The organism is Dermabacter sp. HSID17554 (genome assembly GCF_003989295.1).
GTDB lineage: Bacteria > Actinomycetota > Actinomycetes > Actinomycetales > Dermabacteraceae > Dermabacter > Dermabacter vaginalis.
In genome coordinates this window covers 340,471-364,783 of record NZ_RBLW01000001.1, presented here as the reverse complement: position 1 = coordinate 364,783, position 24,313 = coordinate 340,471, and the positions used below count along the sequence as shown (strand labels likewise).

Here is a 24,313-nt window from a genome sequence, read left to right as displayed (position 1 = left end):
CGGCGACGCCCAAAAAATTTTGGGGCTATGGCGCAGTTGGTAGCGCGTCTGCATGGCATGCAGAAGGTCACGGGTTCGAATCCCGTTAGCTCCACACATGACGAGAAACCCCGGGCCGGATGGCTCGGGGTTTCTTATTGGGGTCTCGATTGACCAAGCCGTCGTGGCTGGATGAGACGCCCCGCACATTTTCCGGGGATCCTGACTAGGGTTGTGCCATGACGAAACACATCTCGATTTTTCATGACCTCACAGCATTCGTCGCAGAGCCGCGACTGACGGGCCTCGCGCTTTCGCCCGGAGGCGATCGGCTGATCGCCGTGCGAAGCGAACTGAACAACAAGAAAAACGCGTACGTGAGTGCCCTGTGGGAACTCCCGAACGGCGAGGGGAGTACCGCTAAGCCACGCCGCCTCACGCGCGGCCTCGAAGGGGAGGCCCTCGCAGGAATCACCAATGAGGGCGACATCCTTTTCACCGCGAAGCGCGAGACGGGCGATGACGACAGTGAACAGCGCCTCTTTCTTCTTCCGAATGGCGGGGGAGAGGCCCGCGTCGTCGCGAAGCGCCACTCGGGCTTTGGCGGCCTCAGCATCGCCCGCGAAAGTGGCCACATCGCGCTCGTGAGCGGTGTGCATCCTCACGCAAAGGACGCCGAGGACGACGCTCGCATCGCGAAGGAGCGCGAAGACAAGAAATTCACGGGCATCCTCCACACCGGCTATCCCGTGCGCGCGTGGGATCATGATCTTGGCCCCACCGTGAGCCAAATCTTCGTGGCCGAGCCGCTCGATGCCGAAGACGACGATGCCCAACTCGAGCTTCGCCAGCTCACCCACTTTGCCCCGTACGAGCGGGTCTCGGGTGCCCAGATTAGTTCCGACGGTTCCTCGGTGTACGCGACCCTCACGCGCACGGTGCGCGGCACTGACGCTTTTTCCATCGTGATCAAGGTCGACGTCGAATCGGGAGAGGTGACGACTCTTGCCGAAGAGGAGGGCGTTCACCACATGCTCGAGGCGGTCAGCTCGGCGGGAGACTACCTCCTCCTTTCCCGGGAGGCGGCTGTGAGCCGCACTGTGCCGCTGAAGCTCGAGTACTCGATCTACAACTGTGAAACCGGCGAGCGCACAGCTACGGCGACGAACTTCTCTGACTGGATCGGAGATGCCGCGATCACGCCGTGCGGAAAGAGTCTTTACTTCACGGCCGATCACGAGGGTCGCGGTGGAATCTTCAAACTCCAAGTTGAGAAGGGAACCGTTGAGCTTCTCACCGAAGGGAAGTTCCACTACTCCCACCTCGCCCTTGATGAGCGAAGCGGAACCCTTGTGGCGCTTCAGGATGCGATCGACCAGCCGCCTCTTCCCGTGCGCCTCGATCCCGACACGCGCGAGGTGAGCCGCATCGATGCCGCGCTTGAGGCCCCGGAGGTTCCGGGCGACCTCACCGAGTTCAGCATCGAGGCAGAAGACGGCACGCGCGTGCGCTCGTGGCTGTGCGTGCCGAAAAACGCGAGTGAAACAACCCCTGCGCCGCTTCTTTTGTGGATTCACGGTGGCCCCTTCGGATCGTGGAACAGCTGGAGTTGGCGCTGGAACCCGTGGACCGCCGTCGCGCGCGGCTACGCGGTGCTCCTTCCTGACCCCGCCATCTCGACCGGCTACGGCCAAGGCATGATCGACCGCGGTTGGGACCAGCTTGGTGGGAGCCCGTTCGACGACATCATGCGCGCCACCAAAGCCGCGCTTGAACGCCCCGAGATTGACGAAAGCAAGAAAGCCGCTCTGGGCGGCTCCTACGGTGGCTACATGGCGAACTGGGTCGCCGGCCATACGGGAGACTTCTTCGACTGCATCGTCACGCATGCGTCCCTGTGGAACATCGACCAGTTCCGCCACACGACCGATGCGGGCCAGCACTGGGGCGCCCACCTCGATGATACTCATGTGGCCGAATACAACCCCGCCGATGCAGTGGGGGAGATCGTCGCGCCCATGCTCGTGATCCACGGCGATAAGGACTACCGCGTCCCTATCGGTGAAGGGATCCGCCTATGGTTCGAGCTGCTCAGCGCAAGCGGGAAGAGCCCCGAGGAAAACCCGCATCGCTTCCTCTACTTCCCGAACGAGAACCACTGGGTGCTCACGCCGAACAACGCCTTCACCTGGTACTCGACGGTTCTCGCGTTCGTGGATCGTCACGTCAAGGGCGTGGAGACCGACTACCCCGAATTACTCGGTTAACACCCTTTCCGAAACGCGGCTCGAGGGTGCCAAGGTGCCGTCGGGCCGCGTTTTTCCTGCTCAAAGTGAAGCGATTCAGCCAACTCTCCCCGTCACGTAACCGAGCGTTCACCGGGAAGGAGAATGATGGAGGCGTGCGTGAACTTTCCCGGCGCGCGAGAACAATCCTGAATCTCTTAGAAAGCAACGACGTGAAGCGTACCTCCTCTATCTTTGCTGCAAGCGCGCTCGTGTGCTCGCTTGGTCTTGGCCTCGCTGTCCCCGCGCTCGCCGATGGCGACGAGAACATCGAAAGCCCCTTCGCCCGTACCGCGACTTACCCGGTATATATGAACGCCCCCGAGGGTGTTGACCCCGCCGACGAAACCGTCGCCGAGATCTCGACCGTCAGCGAGGACGGCAACACCCTCATCTACACCGATGCCGCGGGCAAGCGCATCGGGTTCCTCGACATCTCCGACCCCCATCGCCCCAAGGGTGCGGGCAGCGTATCCCTCGCCGAGCTCGGACACGCCGATGACCAGCCCACCTCGGTTGCTGTTGCTGGAGACTATGTGCTTGTCGTGATCGATGAGACCGGCGGCGACTTTGAGCATCCGAAGGGACGCGTCGACGTTCTCAAGGTCAGCACACGAGAAAAGGTCGCCTCGCTCGACCTCAAGGGCCAGCCTGACTCGATCGCTATCAACAAGGATGGCTCGATTGCCGCAATCGCGATCGAAAACCAGCGCGATGAAGAGCGCAAGGACGTCGAGGGCGGTTTGCCGCAAATGCCTACGGGCTTCGTGCAGACCATCAAGCTTGAGGGCGATCCTTCAACCTGGAGCGCGGTTCCGGTGAACTTTACCGATGACGAGGGCAACGTTCTCGACATCGTGAAGAACGCGGGCCTTGACACCCCGGAGGACCTCGAGCCCGAGTACGTGTCGATCAATTCGAAGAACGAGCTCGCCGTCACGCTCCAGGAGAACAACGGCGTTGCGATCATCGATCTCAACACGAACGAGATCACGAGCGTCTTCACCGCTGGTTGGGCAAACATCGACGGCATTGATGCGAGCAAGGATGGCGACATTCTGCCGACCGAATCGCTCAATGGAATCCCGCGCGAACCTGACGCGATCGCATGGGTCGATGATGAACACGTCGCGACCGCGAACGAAGGCGACTGGAAGGGCGGTTCGCGCGGCTGGACCATCTTCGCCACCGATGGTGAAGTGATCTGGGACGCCGGAAACTCGATCGAAGAACTCGCCAACGCGTACGGCCTCCATAACGAGAAGCGCGCCGGCAAGAAAGGCCCCGAAATTGAAGGGCTCGCCGTCGCTGAGATCGACGGTGTCCGCTACGCCTTCGTCGCCTCGGAGCGCTCCAACTTCGTCGCGGTCTACAACGTGAACGACCCGTCCAACCCCACCTTCGAGCAGCTCCTGTTCACGACCAACGGACCAGAGGGGATTCTGCCGATTCCCGGGCGGAACCTTCTCGCCGTCTCGAGCGAGACCGATGACGCCTCCGCTCGCGTGCGCAGCGCCGTGAATCTGTACCAACTCGGTGCCGATGCCTCCGAAACCGCCCAGCCGAGCATTGTCTCTGCAACGCAAGCAGACGGCCATGCGGTTCCGTGGACGGCGCTCGGTTCACTCGCGGGGAGCAAGTCCGACGCCACCACGCTTTACGCCGCTTCCGATTCGGCTCTTGACGTTGCCTACGTCTACACGATCGACGCTTCGGCCACCCCGGCTCTCATCACCGAGCGTCGCGCGGTCAAGCGCGACGGTGCTCACGCCGAAGGAATTGACATCGAAGGCCTCACTCAGCGCGAAGACGGCGGCTTCTGGCTTGCCTCCGAAGGCAAGACGGGCGACAAAAACCGCCTCGTGCGCACCGATGCCGACCTCAACATCCAAGAAGAGATCGCTCTTCCCGAGGACGTTTCCGCACACATCGGCAAGTGGGGGCTTGAGGGGATCGACGCCCGCGTCAATGAGAAGGGCGAGGAAGAGGTCTTCGTTGCCATCCAGCGTCCGCTGTGGAAGGACCCGAGCGTCAAGCCGCTCGAGGAGGCCGAAGGCAACGTCGCACGCATCGGCCGCTACAACACCACGACAAAGGAATGGAACTGGTACACGGTCGAGCTCACCGCGACCGATGCGAAGGGCGACTGGATGGGCCTTTCCGAACTCACGATCGTCGACAACACGCTCGTGCTCATCGAGCGCGACAAGCTCAACGGCCCCGATGCCAAGGTGAAGCAGCTTGTGCAGGTAGCGCTTCCAAGCGAAGACGAGGTGGCTGCGGCGAACGGCGCGCCGATCGCGCTTGGTAAGGGCAAGGTTCTTGACGTCCTCCCGAAGCTTCGTGCCACCAACGGCTGGACCCAGGAAAAACTCGAAGGTTTCACTGTCGCGAAGGACGGCTCGATGTATGCCGTCACCGATAACGACGGGCTCGACGACGCGACCGGCGAGACGGTATTCCTCCGCCTCGGCAAAGTCGGTGATGCTTTCGACGTCGCCTCCGATGAAGGCGAGCAACCGTCGGAAGCTCTCCCTCCCGATCCCGCCGAAGGCGAAACGGGCGAAGGCGCGGGTGAGGCACCCGAGAAGCCTGCCCCCGCTCCCGCCGACGGACCGTCGAACTCGGTCGAAGCGCCAGCGAAGGCACCGTCGAAGGCTGATCAGCCCATCCGCCTGACAAGGCCGGAAAAGCCGAAGACCCACGTCTCGCTTCCGCGTACAGGCGTCGACGGTAGCGCCTACCTCGTGACCGCTCTCGGAGCTCTCGTGCTGCTCGGCGTGGGCGGCACACTCGTTGCACGCTCCGCTCGCAAACATTAATCGGCGGCTCTCGCCAATACGAGGGGCCGGCGATCTCCCACGGGAGGCCGCCGGCCCTTTTTGCGCGGTGCACGCGGACTCTACTGCTGAGCCGCCTGGCGAATGAGCGTGTTCACCATCTCGAAGCTCTTCTCAAAAGCATTAAGCGGCAAAAACTCGAACACCGAGTGGAAATTATGCGCGCCCGTGAAGAAGTTCGGCGTGAAAATACCCTCGCGCGAAAGCCACGAACCATCCGTGCCACCGCGCATCGAAAGGTTGATCGGCTCGATGCCAAGGTCCGCCATGGCCTTCACGATGTTGTCGGTCGCAACCGCGTTCTCCTCAGTTTTCGCATCCTCGATATTGCCGTACACGTCTTCGATCTCGACCGTGACCTTCGCACGCGGATTCGCCTCGAGCACACCCGCGGCAATATCGCGAATGCGCTGTTTCTTTTCCTCATAACCTGCGAGATCATGGTCGCGCACCGAAATACCCACGCGCGCCGTCGTCTGATTGCCTTCGATCTCGTTCACCCAAATGTAGGACTCGCGGCCTTCAGTGCACTCCGGAGTCTCCTCCCGATCGAATTGCGCGATGATGTCGTGCGCAATGAGGATCGGGTTCACCATGTTTCCTTTTGAATTCATGGGGTGCGCGGAAACACCGACGATGTCGATCGTGGCACTCGCCGCGTTGAAGGTGGACTCGACGACCTCGCCGAGCTCGCACGAGTCAAGAGTGAACGCGTACTGGACGGGGAAGCGCGCAAGGTCCATCGTGCGCACACCCCTCAACCCGATCTCTTCATCCGGAACGAAACTGAGGTACACGTCGCCGTGGGGAACCGTCGGATCCTGAAGCAGGCGCACAACCGCCTCCATGACGGACGTGACGCCCGCCTTGTCGTCGGCACCAAGCACGCTCGTGCCGTCGGTGACGAGGATCCGCTCACCCGCGTAGCGGCTGATTTCGGGGTGCTCTCTCTCGCGCAACCACACTCCGCTAGCTTCATTGAGGCACACGTCCCCGCCGCTGTACTCGATCACGCGAGCCTTCACCTCAGGGGAGAGGTTTACGTCGACCGTATCGAGGTGGGTACAAAAACCGATCGCGGGTGCTGCGGCCTCCCCGGGAAGGTTCGAGGGGATCTTGGCGGTGAGTACACACGTGTCGCTGAGGTGAATCGCTGCGGCCCCTGCCTCCTCGAGTTCGCTCTTGAGCAAACGCGCAAGCTCCCACTGCCCCACACTTGTGGGAACGGTTGTCGAAGACGCATCGGACTGGCTCGAAATCGCCGAGTAACGCAGGAAACGCTCGGCGAGGGCATCTTGGATTGATTTTGCTGTCATCGGCGGTTCTTTCGTACGAGTCGGGGTCAGCCTCGGACGGCCTCGGCGACCTTAATCATGTCGTCCATCGACGCGTGGCGAGACTGCACTGTCAACACTGTGTCGGGGAGGTCCTTGGGCCATACCCAGCACATGAAGCCTCCGCGGCCATCGGGATGCGGCGCGCACACACCACGGTCGAAAACCTTCTCACCTTGGAGGCCCAAGGCGGGATTGTCAGCCGTTGCCTTACCAACACTGTCGGTGTTGGTGATGTCCAAAATGTTGATTCTCTGCTCGGCACGGACGTACACGGGTCGCGTTCCGACGTGCGCTAGCTGCCAGTCGCCGATGGCGTCAGGGAGGCGGTTATTGAGGACATCATCAAGGGGGTCACTGGAAGTTTGCGTGGCGCGCCCCGGGGTGGGCACCGGGACCGCCGGGGCGTTGGGGCCGGCGACCGCGGGGTCCGGGTCCGACGGCTGCTCGCTTACCGTCGAGCTCGTGGCGGGGGCGGGATCTGGGCTCGACGTGGCTCGCGGTTGGTTAATGATGACTCCAACGACGGGCACGCCCACCACGACCACGATAAGCGCGATGATGACTGCGAGGCAGGCGCACCCGATGCCGAAGATCCGCAGCAGCGGGCTCGTGTTTTTCTGCGCGCCTTGATTTGCTGCGGGAGGAACTGACATATTCTTCTCGCTTTCGTGAACCGTACTGCGCTGTACGCGAGGCTGAGGGACGGGAGGGGAACCTACGGCATATCGATGACGGCGGTCGCGATGCGTTGCATTTCCTCGACATTCGAGTATTTCGACGTCATGGTGAACATCGCGGTGTCGAACTTCTTGGGGTAGATCGTGCACGTCACGTGCTCGGGATTGTTGCGGTTTTTGCCGCACGAGCCGCGCTCAAAAACGACCTCGTCTTCGCGTCCGCCTGTTGGGTCATCGGGGGTGCCATTGGGGTCGACGAGCAGGAAGCTGATCCGGCCACCGTCCCCGTCGGAGTAGATGACCGAGCCGGATACGTCTTTCGTGGACCATTTCTCGATCTGCGGGGGGAGCGAAGCGTAGAAATCGGCCTGCAGTTGGTCAGGGTCCTGCGGAACATCGTTCGCAGTCCCGGGTGCGGCAGGGCCGTCAGCGGGAGGAGTGGTCTCCTCATCTGCTGGCGGGGTGGTCGCCGCGCCGCTTTCCGGCGCTGAGGTCGTGGTGCCGTCGTGCGGCGAAGGGTCCGGCTGTGAGGGGGTCTGCCCGGCGTTTTTCCACAGGAAGAAGCCGGCGACACCGAAAGCGACGAGCGCGAGGGCGATGATCGCGAGTGCGATACACGACCACATGACGATTTTTCCCCCGGAGGACTTTTTCTGCACGGGCGGCATCGGTGGTACCGACCCTTGCGGCGGTTGCGGGGCGCTTTGATGTTCCCGGGGATCGTAGGGTGAAGACATCGGCTCTCCTTCGATGCGGCGCCGCGTGCGGAGCCATATAACAGTCGTCCGCGTCTTACTGTACGTGTGTGAGGGCCGATACTCTAGAGGAACCCACTTTTTCCTCTTCTTCTTCCCTCGGAAAGGCTGTTCTCGATGCGACTCTGGTCGCTCCACCCGCGCTACCTCGACCGAATGGCACTCGTGGCCTGCTGGCGTGAGGCTCTTCTTGCGCAGAAGGTGCTTGCGGGCCTCACGACGGGATACACGAAGCACCCCCAGCTCGAGCGCTTCCGTGAAAGCGAAAGCCCCGAGGCCAGCATCGGGGCGTTCCTCACGGGAATCGCGCTCGAAGCGGACAGTCGCGGCTACATGTTCAATCATTCGAAAATTCACGTGCCGGGCCACCTCGATGGCGCCCTCTCGGTGACGACCGGTCAACTCGCGTACGAAGCTGAGCACTTGCGACGCAAAGTGCGCGAACGTGCCCCACAGTGGCAAGGACTTCCACCCGAGGGGAGTCCGCTTGAATCGCACCCGCTTTTTCGGGTGCAAGAGGGAGATCTCGAATCATGGGAGAGGGCGTGAACGCCCCGGAACTTGACACTCGTGCGCGGCGAATAATACTGATCGTCGCGCTCCTCAACCTCGCTGGCTGCCTCGGCGAGGCGATACTCGCCTTCGCGATTGGCTCCGCCTCCCTGCTTGCCGATGCTGCGGACTTCCTCGAGGATTTCCTCATCAACTCGCTCGTGCTGCTTGCTCTCTCGTGGTCGCTCAGCAGTAGACGCAAAGCGTCTTACGCGCTTGCCGGACTCATTTTGATCCCCGCGGGGGCCGCGTTTGCGATGGCGATTCACAAGCTCCTCACGGGACTGCCGCCGGAGCCGTTTGCGCTCTCGGGAACGGCCCTCGCCGCGCTCGTGATTAACGCCTGCTGCGCAGTGCTCCTCGTAAGCCTGCGCACGGGCCACAGTGCTCTCGTTCGTGGCGCATGGCTCGCTGCCCGCAACGACGTGCTTGCGAACGTGCTCATCATCGCCGCGGGGCTCGTGACTCTCGTGTGGCATTCGGTTCTCCCCGATGTCGCGGTCGGCATCGTCATCGGGCTCGTCAATCTTGGTGCGGCAAAAGAGGTGTTCGAGCAGGCCCGAGCGGAGGAGCCGGAGCTGGAAGCTTAGGGTGCTCCTCGGGGGCGCGGAATGGCCGATCAGGGCCTTGAGAGCTGGGGAATCGACCGCTAATGCGAGAGTTTCTGAGCCGTCTTTCGAAGATTGTGCGTGAGGTACGGTTCGATCACGCGCTGGCCGAGGCCAGGCACGAGTGCGAGTGCCGAGAAGGCGCGTGGGAGTACGGCGACACGTGAGCGCCGCTCGATGTTTTTGGCGATCGCGGCTACGACGTCCTCGCGTTTGATCGGTGTGAAGAGCCCGCCGAAGTTCCCGCTTGCGCGGTTGAGAAGCGGTGAGGTCGTGAGTGCATTGCCAAGCGCGGACTCGAAGAACGAGGGGTGAATGGTTCCGACGGTGACTGAGCTCCCATCGAGCTCAAGCCTGAGCGAATTCGCGAGCGCGAGAACGCCGGCCTTCGACGCTGAGTATGCGGACATTTCCGGCATGTGAATGAAGGAGGCAAGCGAGGCAATGATGCAGATGTGGCCCTTCGACTCGCGCACGTAGGGAAGCGTGGCCTTGACGGTGCGCCACACACCGTTGAGATTCGTATCAATGTCGTCCACGAAACCCGTTGCCGAGTAGTTCTCGACAAGTTCGGTCGTCACCATGCCTGCCCCTGCCACGACAATATCGATGCCACCGAAATGCTCGGCGGCATTCTTCGCGGCGGCTTCGACCGAGGCGAGGTTGCGCACGTTCATCTCGATCGCGAGAGCCTTTTCGGGTCCTCCGAGTTCGCGGGCGAGCGCCTCGAGTTTCTCGGTGTTGCGGCCGAGAAGGGCAAGCCGAACGCCACGAGCGCTGAGTGCTCGGGCGGTGTCGGAACCGAGCGCACCAGATGCTCCCGTCACAAACGCGACCTTGCCCCGCAGGCCCTTGGGCGAAAGGGTGTTCTGCATGATCTGCCCGCCTCTCATGCGAGCTTCTCGAGTCGCCAGGCCTGCAGGAGGGTGGCGAACTGCGGGGGAGTGATGGCGCCTTTGCCCGCGATGCGTGCTTCGACGCGAGAGTTCGCGGCCGAGATGTTTTGCGGATCAGTCGCGCTCGGGTATGCCTGCGCGTACTTCGGCGGGGTCATGTGCGCCTCCTTTGTGAGTGACGGTGATGCCTCCACTCTACCGGGACGCCGTTGGCCCTTCACGCCCAAAGTTGCTAGATATTCTTGCGGTCTCAACGCAAGGGCGGGTGGCATACTTGGGAGTGGAGAAGGAGGAACGCATGGCGATCGAAGTCAAAGCCGAGCGGAACGGGCGCGAATGGGACGCGACGCTTACCGTTGACGGCGAGAAGATCCGGATCCGCACCCGAACATTTGCCGAGATCACAGCCCTCGCTGAACGTGCACTCGGTGATGCCGGCCACGAGGGGGAGGCGCTCCGCGTGACGACCGAATATGACGACGCGAAGCGTGGCGCTGACCAGGCCAGCGCCGAAGCCGAAGCCGCCGCAAAGATGGCCTCGGAAATTCGCCGTTCAATCATTCGGAAAATGCGCGCAGACGGCCTCAGTCAAGAGGATGTAGGCGCGATCCTCGGAATCTCACGGCAACGCGTCTCGCAACTAAGCGGTTAATCACGCGGGCATGCAAAAGCGGCGCCACCTTCGCGAGGTGACGCCGCTTGTGGGGAGAAGACAGCTGGTTATGAAGCGATCCTCGGGATCTCCTCGCTCCACCGCTTCTCAAACACAATCTCGCCCGAATCGCGGCATTCAACGATCGACTCGGTCGTGAACGAGTCTGCCGAGCACGTGATGCGCGTCGTCGCGGTCAGGGACACGTCCCAATCGAGGTCCGGGCGCCTGAGACCGACGTTCCACACGGCCTCGGTGCGTGCCGAAAGAGGATCGTCCCACGTGATCCAGTAGCGTTCGACCGTATCCTCGTCGTAGTGCAAACCATCGGGGTACACACGAGTGCCACCGTACGCGGGATCGACCTGGAGCATCGTCTCGCGCTTCACCACATCCTGCTGCACGAGCCGCTCGGGCCTACTCGCGCCGGCCTTCCCGGACTCCGGGTACTTCACGTCGAGGGGAGTGGGCTGAACGGCTTCGCCGAATCCGACGGCGGCATCGCGCGACGCCGCCTGTGAATCCTCGGCAGGAATCTCGCGCACGGGAACCTCAAGGAAGCTCTTCTCGATATCGAGTGAGAAACCGTCGGCCCCCGGCTGCGGCCACACCCACGGCCAGTAGGCACTCGACACAGCCACGCGAAGCGTATGGCCCTTCGGCAGTACGTAGCCGATTCCCGTGAGGGGAATGTCGAGATCCACCCATTGATCAGTGGGCATCTCAACGGCTTTGTCGCGTCCCTCGCGAGCGGAGAAGTTCATGTTCCCGCGCGTGACAAGAGTGGAGGAGCCATCTGGGGCAACGTCGGTCAGGCGAACGTAGGCCTGCCCCTTCGGATGCGCCGACTTGACGCGCAAGCGAAGTGACGCATTGCCGAGGATCGCCACGTCGCCTTCGAGAACGAAGTCGAAGCAGGCACTCTTCGCATCATCAACGCGCTGATCGGTGGGCAGATCGCCCGCGTTGCCGAAGGGGAAGTAGCGGCCCGCGCTCATGCCCGTATCCTGCGGACTCTTGACGCGGATCTCGCTGCCCGAACGCTCTGCAGCCGGGAGTGCGTTCGCCGAGGCGAAAGTGAAACGCTCCTTGGGGCGCTCATCAGTGTCCCACGACTCTTCGGCAACCCACGTGCCGCCCACTTCGTCATAGACCGAACTCGGACGCATCGAATCGAGCATCCACGCGCGAAGGAGCGGCTCGTCGTCGAAGCCCGTGTTCTTTCCCTTGAGGTGCAGATCCCAAAAGCGGAGCGTCTCCCCGAGGAAGTCGATGTGGGGGCCGGGGCGCAAATCGCGATCCGGGTACTGGTGCGACCACGGGCCAATGAGACCCTTAACGCTCTTACCGCGCGACGTAAGGTTCTCGCACAGGCGAAGAACCGTGTCGCGGTACGGATCGAACCACCCGCCCACGGCGAACACTGCCGCGTCGATGTTGTCGTAGTCCTCGCACGCGGAACCGTGCTTCCAGTACTCATCGCGAGTCTGGTGGCGCATCCACTCGTCGATGTACGGTTCCATCTTGTTTAGGCGATCGAGCCACTGGTTCTTCCAGCGCTCGCCCACCACGCGCGGATCAGACGGGCGTGACTCGAACGCGAGCATCGTCGCCGCCCACGCGTGCATGTCCACGGCCAGCATCGAGCCGCCGAGGTAGTGCACGTCATTGTCGTAGCGGTCGTCCGTCGAGCACGTGGTCACGATCGCTTTGAGCTGCGGGGGTTTACGCGCGGCGAGCTGGAGCGAATTGAAGCCGCCCCACGAGATACCGAACATGCCAACGTCGCCCGTGCACCACTCCTGTTCGGCGATCCACGCGAGCACTTCTTCGCCGTCGCTCAGTTCCTGCTCGTCGTATTCGTCGCCGGGCACGCCATCGGAGTTGCCGTGGCCGCGAATGTCCACGCGGATCGAGGCGTAGCCGTGGCCCGCGTAGTAGGGGTGACGCTCGTGGTCGCGTGGCGCAGTCCAGTCACCTGCGCGGTAGGGCAAGTATTCGAGGAGAGCGGGGATCTTCTCATCGGTGACGGGCATGAACGCTTTCATCCACAGCTTCGTGCCGTCCGAAAGAGGAATCCAATCCTCCACAATCTTCACGTCATAGGGGAAATCATCGATGTACTTCATGAAAGCGGTGTTCTCCTTTCAGAGTTGGAAAGCGGCGAAACCGTGTTAGCCCACGAGGGTCATGCGCTTCTTGAGCCATGGCGTGATGGCCATGAGGAACACGCCGTAGGCCACGACGAGAGCGCCCTGGATACCGAAGTAGAGGGCCGCGTTGTCATAATCAAAGAACTTCACGACCTGCGCCTGAATGCCCTGCGAAAGGGCCATTGCCGCAAACCACACGGCCATCGTCTGCGAAGCGAAGGCGCGCGGTGCAAGCTTCGTCGTGGCACTCATGCCGCTCGTCTGCAGCACGAGATCGCCGAGACCGAGGAAGATATAGCAGATCACGAGCCAGATCGCCGAGAGCATCGCCGCTTCGCCACTCACACTCGCGCCGAGGGCCACCACGAGGAAGGCGGCACCACCGAACACGGTGCCGAGACCAACCTTCGCCGCGACATGCGGCTGGCGCTTGCCAAGCTTGACCCACAGGAGCGCGAGAACCGGGCCCATGATGATCTCAACGATCGCGGTGAGCGAGATGTACCACGTCGAGGGGTAGCCCCAGCCAAACAGCGAGTTTTCCGTGCGGTTGAGGGCCATGAAGTTAAGCGTGTTGCCCGTCTGGAAGTACATGAGGTTGTACGCGACGAGGGCAATGAGCAAGAGCGAATACGGCATGAGGTTCGCGCGCTCCGCCTTCGTGACCTTGGGGGAGCGGGCCATGAGCACAAGCATGACGATCGGCACGATCGCACTCACGATCGAGATGACGTTCACGAGGGCATTGATGCCGTCCTCCGCGACAACGGTGAAAAGGGCGGCGGCGATCACGGCGGCCACGATGAGTCCGATCGTTGCCCAGAAGCCGCGGTCCGCGCGGAAGGCGGCACGGATGCGTGCTGCTGCCTCGTTGCCCGCGAGATGCTTGGAACCGAGCACGTACTGGATGACGCCCGCGATCATGCCCACAGCGGCCGCACCAAAGCCCCAGTGCCAGCCGATCTCCTGGCCGAGCCAGCCCGCGATAATCGGGCCGAGGAAGGCGCCGATGTTAATGCCCGAGTAGTAGATCGAGAATCCCGCGTCGCGGCGCTCATCCTCGCTCGAGTAAAGCTCGCCAACCTTCGTTGAGACGTTGGGCTTGAGCAGCCCCGTACCGAGAACGATGAGGGCGAGCCCAAACCAGGTGGAGAAGGCCGTGGGGATGCCCATGAAGATGTGTCCGGCGGCAATGATGATGCCTCCGAAGAGTACCGTGCGATAGGTGCCGATGATGCGATCCGCAATCCACGCGCCCACGATGGAGAGGAGGTATACGAGTGCGCCGTAGGCGGCGACGATGCTCGAGGCGACGCCCTCCTCGAAGCCCATGCCGCCGTTGGCGATGGCATCGGCAAAGTAGAGGGCGAGGATCGCCTGGAAGCCGAGGTAGGAGAAGCGCTCCCAGATCTCGAGACCGAAGAGCGTTGCAAGGCCGCGGGGGTGGCCGAGGAACTCGCTGTCCTGTTGGACAGCGCGATCTCGCTCGGCTTCACGCACAAAGCGGTCCCCTGCGGTGGATGCGGGGTTGTCCATGCCAATCCTTTCATGGCGCGATAGGGGATACAGCGCCGCGAAAACATGCGTTATTTATGTGCACATATAAAACGCGGCCTCTTCTACCGTGGACATCCTGGTGACGCCTGTAAAGGAGCGCATGGTGGGAACTGTGAGGAGTATCGCCCTTCTACCAGCGATTCGACTTCTTTGCGCCGCGATCGTCGAAGTGCTTACCCTTGCGAGCTTTGAACTTGCCGCCCTTCTTGGGGCCCTGATCTACCTGGATGCGCATGGGCTTGCCGCCCACTCGGGCGCGACCAATGCGTGCGAGAGCAGCCTCGTCGACACCGTCGCGAAGCTCTACGAGTGAGAACGAGGGGAAGAGATCGATTTTCCCCACATCCTGGCCGTTGAGGCCGCCCTCACCTGCAATGGCTCCCACAATCGACTGGGGCCGCACCCCGTGATTCTTGCCCACCGCAATGCGGTAGGTCGTAAATCCCGCGCTCGAACGGCGGGGACGCTTCTCCCCACGGTCGCGGCGCTCGCTTCGATCCTTGCGGTTCCCGCGTTCGCCCTTGTCGCGGAAGCTCGCGCCAGTGAAATCGTCTTCGTGTGCGCGAGGGCCGTCGTCGCCAACCGTCATCGCTCCGAGAGCCGCGGCAACCTGCTCGACCGAGACGTTGTTCTCGGCCAAAAACTCGTTTAGAAGATCGAAGTAGAGGTTGAGGCGCCCCTTCTCGAGGCGCCCGGGAACCTCCGCGAGAACCTTCTTCATTTTGTGACGCGAGACATCAAGAGGCGAGGGGATGTGAATTTCTTCGAGCTCCTGGCGGGTCGTGCGCTCGATATTGCGCAGCTTGCGCTTTTCGTGGGGAGCCACGAACGTGAGGGCTTTACCCGTGCGACCCGCGCGACCGGTGCGGCCAATACGGTGCACGTAGGCCTCGGGTTCAGAGGGAATGTCAAAGTTCACCACGAGGCCGATACGCTCAACGTCGAGACCGCGCGCGGCGACGTCAGTCGCGACGAGCACCGTGAGAGAGCCGTCGCGCAGACGCTCGACGATGCGTTCACGCTCCTTTTGGGGGACATCACCCGAGATAGTTGCGGCGACGATGCCTCGGGCAATGAGCGCCGTTCCAACTTCCTCGGCGGCGCTGCGCGTGCGCACGAACACGATCGTCGCATCGGCGTCGGTCGTCTCGACGATGCGCGTGAGAGCACCGGTTTTGTGGCGGAATGGCACCACGGCGTACGTCTGCTCGACGCTCGTCACGGTCGTTGACTGGCGGGCGACGGCGACGCTCACGGCGTCAGGCATGTGCTCCTCGGCGACGCGCTTGATTGCGGGTGGCATCGTTGCACTGAACAGCGCCATGCGCTTCTTTCGTGGAGCGAAACTGAGAATCTCGTCCACGTCCTCGGCAAAGCCCATGCGAAGCATTTCATCCGCCTCGTCGAGAACGAGCGTCGAGAGGTGGTCAAGCACGATATTGCCGCGCTTGAGGTGGTCAATGACGCGCCCAGGCGTGCCGACGATCACGTGGGCGCCGCGCGCGAGGGCGCGTTCCTGCGGTCCGTAGGGAGCGCCGCCGTACACGCTCACGACGTTCACGCCATCGAGCTTTGTGGCAAATGACTGGATCGCCTCCGCCACCTGCATCGCGAGCTCTCGGGTCGGTGCAAGAACGAGTCCTTGCGTGGCGCGGTTCGAGGCGCGGACCTCCGCGAGGAGCGGGAGACCGAATGCCGCGGTCTTGCCCGTGCCCGTCTGTGCGACGCCCAAAACGCTACGGCCTTCAAGCAGAGCCGGAATTGCGCGTTCCTGAATGGGAGAGGGGTGAGTAAATCCGAGCTCGCGCACGGCAGCGAGCAGCTCGGGCGGAAGACCGAGCTCGTCGAAGCGGACGCGCTCATCGTCATGGGAGGCTTCGGGGGCGTCGGCCGCGTTCGATGCATCGGTACTATCGGCGCTCGGTGCGTCATCGGCACCGTCGGGGCTGGGAGCTGCCATGCCGTCCATTTCGAGCGCTTCCGCAATTTCCTCGCGGTTCTCGAGAGCGGTTTCGGTGCGGTCGGTGCTATCAGTCGTCATTTTTGGGTCCTTCCGAGCCATCGCACACGCCCGCCCCGGAAAACGCACGTGAACACTTGCGGGCCGTTCATCGGCCCCTCATTTGGTCGAGCACGTTCCCGCGGGCATCCCCGCACACAAAAAATGCGCCGTCCGGAGCGGCGCCACTCTCATCGCGCCCTCATGGCGCTCACACGTGCTGGAACCAGCTTACGGAAGAGGTAGGCGCTACGGGAGGGGATCCGCGCGCGACAATAGTCACCTCCATCTGCCCTTCTGCTCCGTTTCGCTCACGCGACTCGGGTGAAAACGGCAAAAATCGCCACCTCACGACACGGAACAGGCTATTCGCACGAAAAATCACCACTGTCGAGATAAGGAAGCGAAGGATGTGGCGGGAGTGAAGCAAGAAGCAGGAGGGGGAGGGGGATGCGGGAGGGAAGGGGATCTGACGGTTGCCCAGCAAGCGTCGGACTGCACCCGAACCTGGTGCGCGCTAAACTGGTGCGGATTGCGGCCTCTCGCGCCCCGCCCCGCCCCGTGCGGGGGCTGAACGCCTACGCGCCGCCCACCACCGACCACCTCGAAGTCAAAGGAATCCTCATGCTTCGCACCCACCGCGCCGGTGATCTCAGGGAAGATCACATCGGCCAGGACGTTACTCTCACCGGCTGGATCGGAAGGCGCCGTGATCACGGCGGCGTGGCCTTCCTCGACCTGCGTGATGCGTCCGGAGTTGCGCAGGTCGTTGTGCGTGAAGAAGACGCTCACCACCTTCGCCACGAATTTGTGCTCAAGGTGACCGGCAAGGTCGAACGCCGCCCCGAGGGTAACGAGAACCCGGCACTTCCCACGGGCGATATTGAGGTCATTGCGAGCGAGGTCGAGGTGCTCAACCCCGCGGCCCCGCTACCTTTCCAGCTCGATGAGCACAGCGAGGTTGGCGAAGAGGCCCGCCTTCGCTACCGCTACCTCGACATGCGCCGTGCGGAAACCTCATACGCGCTGCGCCTGCGCTCGAAGGTGAATCAGGCCGCGCGCGAGGTCCTCCTCAACGAGGATTTCGTCGAAATCGAAACCCCGACCCTCACCCGTTCGACGCCCGAGGGTGCGCGCGACTTTCTCGTGCCCGCGCGGCTTGCTCCCGGATCGTGGTACGCGCTTCCCCAGTCGCCGCAGCTGTTCAAGCAGCTGCTGATGGTTGGCGGTATGGAACGCTACTTCCAGCTCGCCCGCTGCTACCGCGATGAAGACTTCCGCGCGGATCGCCAGCCGGAGTTCACGCAGCTCGACGTCGAGATGAGCTTCGCGGATCAGGAAGACGTCATTGCGCTCGCCGAGAAGGTTCTCGTGAACGTGTGGAAGCAGATCGGTTACGACATCGAGACCCCGATCAAGCGCCTCACCTACCGTGACTCCATGGCGCGCTACGGCTCCGACAAGCCCGACCTGCGCTTCGATCTCGAGATCACCGAGATGACCGAATACTTCCAGAACACGCCTTTCCGCGTGTTCCAAGCCCCTTACGTTGGCGCGATCGTCATGAAGGGCGGTGCGTCGCAGCCCCGCCGCACCCTCGACGCGTGGCAGGAATTCGCGAAGCAGCGCGGCGCGAAGGGCCTCGCCTACGTTCTCTTCCAGGAAGACGGTTCGCTTGGCGGCCCCGTCGCCAAGAACCTCTCCGACGAGGAGAAGGCCGGCCTCGCCGAAAAGGTTGGTGCGAGTGCAGGCGACTGCGTGTTCTTCGCCGCGGGCGACGCCAAGAGCTCACGCGCGCTCCTCGGTGCCGTGCGCAACGAAATCGGTGACCGTCTCGGCCTCATCAACCCCGACGAGTTCGCCTTTGTGTGGGTCGTGGACGCGCCCATGTTTGAGCCCGCGGGCGATGCGGAAGCCGCGGGCGACGTTGCCGTGGGTCACGGCGAATGGACCGCCGTGCACCATGCCTTCACGTCCCCGAAGCCCGAGTTCCTCGACACCTTCGACACCGACCCGGGCTCGGCACTGAGCTACGGCTACGACATCGTGTGCAACGGCAACGAAATCGGTGGCGGTTCGATCCGTATCCACCAGGCCGATGTGCAGCAGCGCGTCTTCAAGCTCATGGGCATCGGAGAAGAGGAAGCGCAGGAGAAGTTCGGCTTCCTCCTCGAAGCCTTCAAGTTCGGCGCACCGCCCCACGGCGGCATCGCGTTTGGCTGGGACCGCATCGTGTCGATCCTCGCGAAGACCGACTCGATTCGCGATGTCATCGCCTTCCCGAAGACCGGTAACGGTTATGACCCCTTGACCGCCGCTCCCGCGCCGATTACGCCGCAGCAACGCAAGGAAGCGGGCGTGGACTTCAAGCCCGAGAAGAAGGCCAAAGACAAGGACTCGGCGAAAGCTGAGCAGGCGTCGGACACGGCTAAGTAAAACCGCCTGACAGGAAACCCCCGGTTACCGAACGAAAGTTCGGGCCGGGGGTTTTGGTGTGTGAGGAAGTCTTACGGACGCGGAGCCTCGCCGTGTTTGATCTGCGGCTTAGGCATACGCCACGGGCGAATGTTCGTTGAACGAAGAAGGCCGTACGACACCATGCCGGCGGGGACCACGCCGAAGCGTTCGGTAAGAACCTTGCGAATCTTGCGGCGCAAGAGGAACGTATCGATCACGACGACGAGGATGCCCGCCCACAGCACGACGAGGAACACGATCGAGACGACCTGGAATTTCACCGGGTCGATGAGCTGCATGGCGAACGGGAACAGCATCGCGATAAGCGCGAACGGCAAAAAATACTCAGCGACGTTGTGGCGCGAATCGACGATGTCACGCACGAGACGGCGATCGGCGCCTCGGTGCTGCACGGGGTAGTGCGCCTCATCACCGGTGAGCAGAGCTTGATGTTCGCGGTTTGCAGCGGCGCGATCTTTCTGCTTAGAGCGGCGCTTTGCTTCCTTGCGGTCCTTCGGCACGAGAGGCGTGCGGCGCGCGGCGACAGCTTCCTTGCGCGAGCGGGTTGGACGCCCCTTCTTCGGGGTCGTCGCGGAGTGCTCAGCGCGAGTGGGGCTAGGGGAGTGCTCGGATGGGGTCTCGGTATTCACCCGGCCAATCTTAGTCTCCCGGGGGCCGGACTCGCGCGGTTGGTACGGAGTTTCGTGAGGAATTCCGACGCTTGCGGGGATACGGTGGAGCCAAAGCCAGTATCGCGCTCGCCGCGCGGAAGGAGAAGAGGAATGTCGCTCAGCGTCGACGCCATCAATGACAAGGTCAAAGCCCTTCAACCCCAAGCACTCGAGGATCTCACCGCGCTCGTAGCGATCCCCTCGATTGCCTTCGATGGCTACGATCAATCGCACGTGCAGGCGAGCGCCGAGAAGGTGGCGTCGCTCCTCGAAGATGCGGGCATGCCCGAAGTGAGCATCGAGTCCGTTGATGGTGGCGCCCCCGCGGTTCTTGCTCGCCGCCCAGCGAAGCCTGGAAAGCCGACCGTGATGCTGTACGCCCACCACGACGTGCAGCCCGTTGGCGACGAATCCGAGTGGACCACCCCGCCGTTCGAGGCCACTGAGCGAAACGGCCGCCTGTATGGCCGCGGAGCTGCCGACGACAAGGCCGGCGTTATGGCGCACGTGACCGCGCTTCGCGCCCTTAAAGATGAACTCGAAGAGTCCGGCGTGGGCATCGTCGTGTTCGTCGAAGGTGAAGAGGAATACGGCAGCGAGACCTTCCGCCCATTCCTCGAAAAGCACCAGGACCTGATGCGCAGCGACATCATCGTTGTGGCCGACTCCTCGAACTGGGCCGTTGGCCGCCCCGCCCTCACGACGAGCCTGCGCGGCGTTGTCGCCTTCGAGCTCGACGTCCAGGTTCTCGACTACTCGGTGCACTCGGGCATGTTCGGCGGGCCGGTGCTCGATGCGCTCACGCAGCTCTCGCGCATCCTCACGACCTTCCACAACGAGGACGGCACCATTGCCGTTGAGGGACTTCACGTTGCCGAAGCCCCCAAGGTCGACATGGAGGAAGCGGACTTCCGCCGCGACGCCGGCGTACCCGAAGGGCTGCCCCTTGCGGGTGACGGCTCGATCACGTCGCGCCTGTGGACCAAGCCCGCGATCTCGGTGATCGGCATCGATGCGCCGCCCGTGCAGCAGGCCTCCAACACCCTCATCTCGAAAGCCCGCGCCAAGGTGAGCGTTCGCATCGCCCCGGGCGAAGACCCGGCACACGCGACCGAAGTGCTCAAAAAGCACGTTGAGGCTCACATTCCCGCTGCCGCCAAGGTCACCTTCACCCCCGTTGACGCGGGCAAGCCGTTCCTCGCACCCGCGAGCAGCGAGGGAATGGATCTTGCGCGCCGCGCGTTCCATGATTCGTGGGGAGTCGAGCCCGTGGATACCGGGCTCGGCGGCTCGATCCCGTTCATCTCGGATCTGCTCGAGCTGTTCCCGAAGGCTGACGTGCTCGTCACCGGCGTCGAAGACCCGGATTCGCGCGCACACGGCGTCGACGAATCGCTCCACCTCGGCGACTTCGAGCGCGTATGCGTCGCCGAAGCGCTCATCCTGCTCGGCGCTGCCGAGCTCGACCCGAAGGAAACCGCCTAAGTCACACGTGACGAGGGAATGCCCACGCGTCATAGACCGCGTGAGGTGGGCCCGCGTACAGTGACGTTAAGCGTCACCTACCCGGACTTAACGGAGGAACCATGACTACGACCGAAACACAGACGGCTCCCGCCCACGGCGTGACCCTCACCCAGGTGGCCGCCGATAAGGTCAAGCAGCTGCTCGCACAAGAGGGCCGCGATGACCTGCGCCTTCGCATTGCCGTGCAGCCCGGCGGATGCTCGGGGCTCATCTACCAGCTCTATTTCGACGAGCGTCTGCTCGATGGCGATGCCACCGTGGACTTCAGCGGCGTTGAGGTCATTGTCGACAAGAACTCGATCCCGTTCCTTTCCGGTGCGACGATCGACTTCTCCGACACGATTGAAAAGCAGGGCTTCACGATCGACAATCCGAACGCGTCGAGCTCGTGCGCATGCGGAGATTCCTTCGCCTGAGCGCCACAGTGAGAGCGATACGAGTGGGCTGCCGCACATGCGGCGGCCCATTCGACTTTCCTCGAGTAGCCGTCGGAGCCTGGTACTGGGGCGCACGCGCCGTGAAAACATCCCGACCGGCATAAACGTGACTGAGCAAACCCCACCGAATCCGCGAAAAGCGGCTGTGAAGGCCACATTTAGTGGCGAGTCGCGTATGATGACTAAGGACTCTCGTCCCGATCCAGGCGTGCGCCCCGTGCAGCCGGGAGGGAAGAGCCCGAAATAACAGCACAATCGAGCGCGAATCTCCCCGCAGCCGATTCGCCACGCGATACACGGAAGGTCAGCCTGTGATCCCCCAAACCCCGGAACGCAGTCGCCGGATGCCGAAGGCCATCGCCGCTTTCGCCCTTACGGCGCTTGCTCTCGTGGGCTGCACGGAAGAGCAGCAGCGAGGATTCCTCCCTGGTGACACCACCCACCAGATCACAAACCACACCGACCGCATCATCACGATGTGGAGCGGCTCGTGGATCACCCTCCTCGCCGTCGGTCTCCTTGTGTGGGGCCTCATCTTCTGGTGTGCGATCGCCTACCGCCGCAAGAAGAACGACAAGGGTTTCCCCGTTCAGCTGCGCTACCACGTGCCGATCGAACTGACCTTCACGCTGATTCCGGTCATCATGATCATGACCCTCTTCTACTTCACGCAGCGTGATATCTCCGAGATTGAGCGTCTCGATCCGAACCCCGATGTCACCGTCAACGTCGTTGCCAAGCAGTGGAGCTGGGACTTCAACTATGTTGACGCCGATGTCCACGAAGATCCGGGTGTCCAGTCGTTCCGCACCGGCGAAGAAGGCGCAGCCGAGGATCTCCCGACCCTCTATCTCCCCGTCGGTGAGACTGTCGAGTTCCAGCTGGACTCCCGCGACGTCATCCACTCTTTCTGGGTCGTGGACTTCCTGTACAAGAAAGACATGATTCCCGGCCACACCACCGCGTTCCAGGTCACGCCGCAAATTGAAGGCACCTACGCGGGCAAGTGCGCCGAACTGTGCGGTGAGTACCACTCTGACATGCTGTTCAACGTCAAGGTCGTGTCGAAGGAAGAATTCGACAAGCACATGGAAGAGCTGCGTGCCAAGGGCAATGAGGGGCAGCTTTCGAACGACCTCAACCGCCTCCAGAAGTCCTGGAATATGAAGGACGATTCCGACCGCCGCATCGAAAACCGTCGTGAGGATGCCAAAAAGTGAGCACTACCACCACAGAAACCACGCGCCGCTTCGCCCCGGCACAGCCTGAGACGAAGAAGGGCAACCAGTTCTTCAAGCTCCTCACCACGACCGATCACAAGACGATCGGCATCATGTACATGGCCACCGCCTTTTTCTTCTTCTGCTTTGGCGGCGTGCTTGCGCTTCTGATCCGCGCTGAACTGTGGGAGCCCGGTCTCCAGGTTGTCGTGTCGAAGGGCCAGTACAACCAGCTCTTCACGATGCACGGCACGATCATGCTTCTAATGTTCGGCACGCCCCTGTTCGCGGGATTCGCGAACTACCTTCTGCCGCTGCAGATCGGTGCGGTCGACATGGCGTTCCCACGCCTGAACATGTTCTCCTACTGGCTCACCGGCTTCGGTGCCCTCATTGCGTGCGCGGGCTTCCTCACCCCCCAGGGTGCGGCTTCCTTCGGTTGGTTCGCCTACGCGCCCCTTTCCGACACCACCTTTACGCCGGGCCTCGGCGGTGACCTTTGGGCCTTCGGTCTGTGCATGCAGGGCTTCGGCACCATCCTCGGCGCCGTCAACTTCATCACCACCATCATCACGATGCGTATGCCCGGCATGACCATGTTCCGTATGCCGATCTTCACGTGGAACGTTCTCATCACGTCGATCCTCATCCTCATGGTCTTCCCGCCGCTCGCTGCCGCGCTCTTCGCCCTCGGCGCCGACCGCGTGCTCGACGCGAATATCTTTGATCCCGCAAACGGCGGCCCGATCCTCTGGCAGCACCTCTTCTGGTTCTTTGGCCACCCCGAGGTCTATGTGCTCGCACTGCCATTCTTCGGTATCGCCTCTGAGATCATCCCCGTCTTCAGCCGCAAGCCCATCTTCGGCTACAAGACCCTCGTCTACGCGACCATCTCGATCGCTGCCCTTTCCGTGACCGTGTGGGCCCACCACATGTTCACGACCGGCGCGGTCATGCTCGACTTCTTCGCGTTCATGACGATGATGATCGCCGTGCCCACGGGCGTGAAGTTCTTCAACTGGGTGGGCACCATGTGGCGCGGATCCATCACTTTCGAATCACCGATGCTCTTCACGCTTGGCTTCATGACCACCTTCCTCTTTGGTGGCCTCACCGGCGTGATCCTGTCGACCCCGGTGCTCGACTTCCACCTGAGTGACACCTACTTCGTTGTCGCCCACTTCCACTACGTCATCTTCGGCACGGTTGCCTTCGAAATGTTCGCGGGCTTCTACTTCTGGTGGCCCAAGATGTTCGGATACAAGCTCCGTGAAGACCTCGCGAAGATCCACTTCTGGCTTCTTCTCGTAGGCTTCCACATGACCTTCCTCATCCAGCACTTCATGGGTGTGGAAGGCGCCCCCCGCCGCTACATGAACTACCTCGCCGAAGATGGCTTCCAGTGGATGAACCAGTTCTCCACGATTGGTGCGTTCATCCTTGGCGCCTCGACCCTCCCGTTCATCCTCAACGTTGTGCTTACCCACACGAAGGGCAAGAAGGTCACCGTCAACGATCCGTGGGGTTACGGCGCCTCCCTCGAGTGGGCCACCTCGTGCCCGCCGCCGCGCCACAACTTCGCCGAACTACCGCGCATCCGCTCGGAACGCCCGGCCTTCGACCAGAAGTTCCCCGAAGTCGCCGCCGTCGATCAGGTTCACGTCAATCACGACGAGGCAGCACTCGCTAGCGCCCACGGAGGTAAGTAAGA

Annotated in this window: 19 protein-coding genes and 1 tRNA gene; 11 read left to right on the top strand and 9 right to left on the bottom strand. The window is 62.5% G+C overall.

The features are described from left to right. Positions 1-21 precede the first annotated feature (21 nt). The 3 genes from D8M36_RS01680 to D8M36_RS01670 all read left to right on the top strand — a co-directional run bounded on the left by D8M36_RS01680 (position 22) and on the right by D8M36_RS01670 (position 5,086). Positions 22-94, top strand: a tRNA-Ala gene (locus D8M36_RS01680). Between the two features lie 124 nt (positions 95-218). Next, complete coding sequence (locus tag D8M36_RS01675) at positions 219-2,246, top strand: alpha/beta hydrolase family protein (RefSeq protein ID WP_126846211.1); 2,028 nt, start codon at positions 219-221, stop codon at positions 2,244-2,246. Between the two features lie 191 nt (positions 2,247-2,437). Next, positions 2,438-5,086: an esterase-like activity of phytase family protein gene (locus tag D8M36_RS01670; RefSeq protein ID WP_126846209.1), complete on the top strand. Its 2,649-nt coding sequence runs from the start codon at positions 2,438-2,440 to the stop codon at positions 5,084-5,086. Positions 5,087-5,166: 80 nt separating this feature from the next. On the opposite strand, the gene pepT is transcribed toward D8M36_RS01670, so the two are convergent. The 3 genes from pepT to D8M36_RS01655 form a co-directional block, all read right to left on the bottom strand. Then, entirely contained in the window at positions 5,167-6,420 is a 1,254-nt protein-coding gene (gene pepT / locus D8M36_RS01665; RefSeq protein WP_126846207.1) for a peptidase T, read from the bottom strand. 26 nt (positions 6,421-6,446) lie between these two features. Then, positions 6,447-7,094: a hypothetical protein gene (locus D8M36_RS01660; protein ID WP_126846205.1), complete on the bottom strand. Its 648-nt coding sequence runs from the start codon at positions 7,092-7,094 to the stop codon at positions 6,447-6,449. Positions 7,095-7,156: 62 nt separating this feature from the next. Next, complete coding sequence (locus D8M36_RS01655) at positions 7,157-7,855, bottom strand: hypothetical protein (RefSeq protein WP_126846203.1); 699 nt, start codon at positions 7,853-7,855, stop codon at positions 7,157-7,159. 135 nt (positions 7,856-7,990) lie between these two features. Between D8M36_RS01655 and D8M36_RS01650 the strand changes: the two genes are divergently transcribed. After that, entirely contained in the window at positions 7,991-8,422 is a 432-nt protein-coding gene (locus tag D8M36_RS01650; protein WP_126846201.1) for a pyrimidine dimer DNA glycosylase/endonuclease V, read from the top strand. Continuing rightward, entirely contained in the window at positions 8,419-9,015 is a 597-nt protein-coding gene (locus D8M36_RS01645) for a cation transporter (protein WP_238638342.1), read from the top strand. The genes D8M36_RS01650 and D8M36_RS01645 overlap by 4 nt, the downstream gene beginning before the upstream one ends. 59 nt (positions 9,016-9,074) lie before the next feature. Here D8M36_RS01645 and D8M36_RS01640 read toward each other — a convergent pair whose 3' ends face one another. Together D8M36_RS01640 and D8M36_RS10045 are read right to left on the bottom strand one after the other, a co-directional pair. Then, the gene (locus D8M36_RS01640; RefSeq protein ID WP_126846198.1) at positions 9,075-9,926 is read right to left on the bottom strand and encodes an SDR family NAD(P)-dependent oxidoreductase; all 852 of its coding nucleotides are present in this window, start codon (positions 9,924-9,926) and stop codon (positions 9,075-9,077) included. Beyond that, the gene (locus D8M36_RS10045; protein ID WP_153246494.1) at positions 9,923-10,087 is read right to left on the bottom strand and encodes a hypothetical protein; all 165 of its coding nucleotides are present in this window, start codon (positions 10,085-10,087) and stop codon (positions 9,923-9,925) included. Before D8M36_RS10045 ends, D8M36_RS01640 begins: the two co-directional genes overlap by 4 nt. 140 nt (positions 10,088-10,227) lie before the next feature. Here D8M36_RS10045 and D8M36_RS01635 point away from each other — a divergent pair, with 140 nt between their 5' ends. Continuing rightward, positions 10,228-10,581: a sigma factor-like helix-turn-helix DNA-binding protein gene (locus D8M36_RS01635; RefSeq protein ID WP_161970180.1), complete on the top strand. Its 354-nt coding sequence runs from the start codon at positions 10,228-10,230 to the stop codon at positions 10,579-10,581. Between the two features lie 68 nt (positions 10,582-10,649). Here the strand turns inward: D8M36_RS01635 and D8M36_RS01630 are convergent, their stop codons facing one another. The 3 genes from D8M36_RS01630 to D8M36_RS01620 form a co-directional block, all read right to left on the bottom strand. After that, on the bottom strand, positions 10,650-12,710 hold the full coding sequence (locus tag D8M36_RS01630) for a CocE/NonD family hydrolase (protein WP_126846194.1): 2,061 nt from the start codon (positions 12,708-12,710) through the stop codon (positions 10,650-10,652). A 45-nt stretch (positions 12,711-12,755) separates the two neighbouring features. Further along, positions 12,756-14,270, bottom strand: coding sequence for a peptide MFS transporter (locus D8M36_RS01625; protein ID WP_238638341.1), 1,515 nt, complete (start codon positions 14,268-14,270; stop codon positions 12,756-12,758). A 151-nt stretch (positions 14,271-14,421) separates the two neighbouring features. Beyond that, positions 14,422-16,332 (bottom strand): DEAD/DEAH box helicase, encoded by a 1,911-nt coding sequence (locus tag D8M36_RS01620; RefSeq protein WP_126846192.1) that lies wholly within the window; start codon positions 16,330-16,332, stop codon positions 14,422-14,424. 582 nt (positions 16,333-16,914) lie between these two features. Here D8M36_RS01620 and aspS point away from each other — a divergent pair. Beyond that, complete coding sequence (gene aspS / locus D8M36_RS01615; protein ID WP_126846190.1) at positions 16,915-18,726, top strand: aspartate--tRNA ligase; 1,812 nt, start codon at positions 16,915-16,917, stop codon at positions 18,724-18,726. Between the two features lie 71 nt (positions 18,727-18,797). On the opposite strand, the gene D8M36_RS01610 is transcribed toward aspS, so the two are convergent. Next, positions 18,798-19,397, bottom strand: coding sequence for a DUF3043 domain-containing protein (locus D8M36_RS01610; RefSeq protein WP_126846188.1), 600 nt, complete (start codon positions 19,395-19,397; stop codon positions 18,798-18,800). 132 nt (positions 19,398-19,529) lie between these two features. Here D8M36_RS01610 and D8M36_RS01605 point away from each other — a divergent pair, with 132 nt between their 5' ends. From D8M36_RS01605 to ctaD, 4 genes are all read left to right on the top strand, one after another. After that, positions 19,530-20,903, top strand: coding sequence for a dipeptidase (locus tag D8M36_RS01605; protein ID WP_126846187.1), 1,374 nt, complete (start codon positions 19,530-19,532; stop codon positions 20,901-20,903). 101 nt (positions 20,904-21,004) lie between these two features. After that, on the top strand, positions 21,005-21,361 hold the full coding sequence (locus tag D8M36_RS01600) for a HesB/IscA family protein (protein WP_126846185.1): 357 nt from the start codon (positions 21,005-21,007) through the stop codon (positions 21,359-21,361). Between the two features lie 332 nt (positions 21,362-21,693). Beyond that, positions 21,694-22,602 (top strand): aa3-type cytochrome oxidase subunit II, encoded by a 909-nt coding sequence (gene ctaC / locus D8M36_RS01595; RefSeq protein ID WP_074296613.1) that lies wholly within the window; start codon positions 21,694-21,696, stop codon positions 22,600-22,602. After that, a complete protein-coding gene (ctaD, locus tag D8M36_RS01590) occupies positions 22,599-24,311 on the top strand; it encodes an aa3-type cytochrome oxidase subunit I (protein WP_074296615.1) in 1,713 nt (570 codons plus the stop codon). The genes ctaC and ctaD overlap by 4 nt, the downstream gene beginning before the upstream one ends. Positions 24,312-24,313: the final 2 nt, after the last annotated feature.

Bases quoted from the DNA above. Each gene is read 5' to 3' on its own strand.
- D8M36_RS01660 (WP_126846205.1), bottom strand. From the start codon at position 7,094: ATGTCAGTTCCTCCCGCAGCAAATCAAGGCGCGCAGAAAAACACGAGC.
- D8M36_RS01640 (WP_126846198.1), bottom strand. From the start codon at position 9,926: ATGAGAGGCGGGCAGATCATGCAGAACACCCTTTCGCCCAAGGGCCTG.
- D8M36_RS01630 (WP_126846194.1), bottom strand. From the start codon at position 12,710: ATGAAGTACATCGATGATTTCCCCTATGACGTGAAGATTGTGGAGGAT.
- D8M36_RS10045 (WP_153246494.1), bottom strand. From the start codon at position 10,087: ATGACCCCGCCGAAGTACGCGCAGGCATACCCGAGCGCGACTGATCCG.
- pepT (WP_126846207.1), bottom strand. From the start codon at position 6,420: ATGACAGCAAAATCAATCCAAGATGCCCTCGCCGAGCGTTTCCTGCGT.
- D8M36_RS01675 (WP_126846211.1), top strand. From the start codon at position 219: ATGACGAAACACATCTCGATTTTTCATGACCTCACAGCATTCGTCGCA.
- D8M36_RS01635 (WP_161970180.1), top strand. From the start codon at position 10,228: ATGGCGATCGAAGTCAAAGCCGAGCGGAACGGGCGCGAATGGGACGCG.
- D8M36_RS01620 (WP_126846192.1), bottom strand. From the start codon at position 16,332: ATGACGACTGATAGCACCGACCGCACCGAAACCGCTCTCGAGAACCGC.
- D8M36_RS01650 (WP_126846201.1), top strand. From the start codon at position 7,991: ATGCGACTCTGGTCGCTCCACCCGCGCTACCTCGACCGAATGGCACTC.
- D8M36_RS01625 (WP_238638341.1), bottom strand. From the start codon at position 14,270: ATGGACAACCCCGCATCCACCGCAGGGGACCGCTTTGTGCGTGAAGCC.
- D8M36_RS01600 (WP_126846185.1), top strand. From the start codon at position 21,005: ATGACTACGACCGAAACACAGACGGCTCCCGCCCACGGCGTGACCCTC.
- D8M36_RS01605 (WP_126846187.1), top strand. From the start codon at position 19,530: ATGTCGCTCAGCGTCGACGCCATCAATGACAAGGTCAAAGCCCTTCAA.
- aspS (WP_126846190.1), top strand. From the start codon at position 16,915: ATGCTTCGCACCCACCGCGCCGGTGATCTCAGGGAAGATCACATCGGC.
- D8M36_RS01655 (WP_126846203.1), bottom strand. From the start codon at position 7,855: ATGTCTTCACCCTACGATCCCCGGGAACATCAAAGCGCCCCGCAACCG.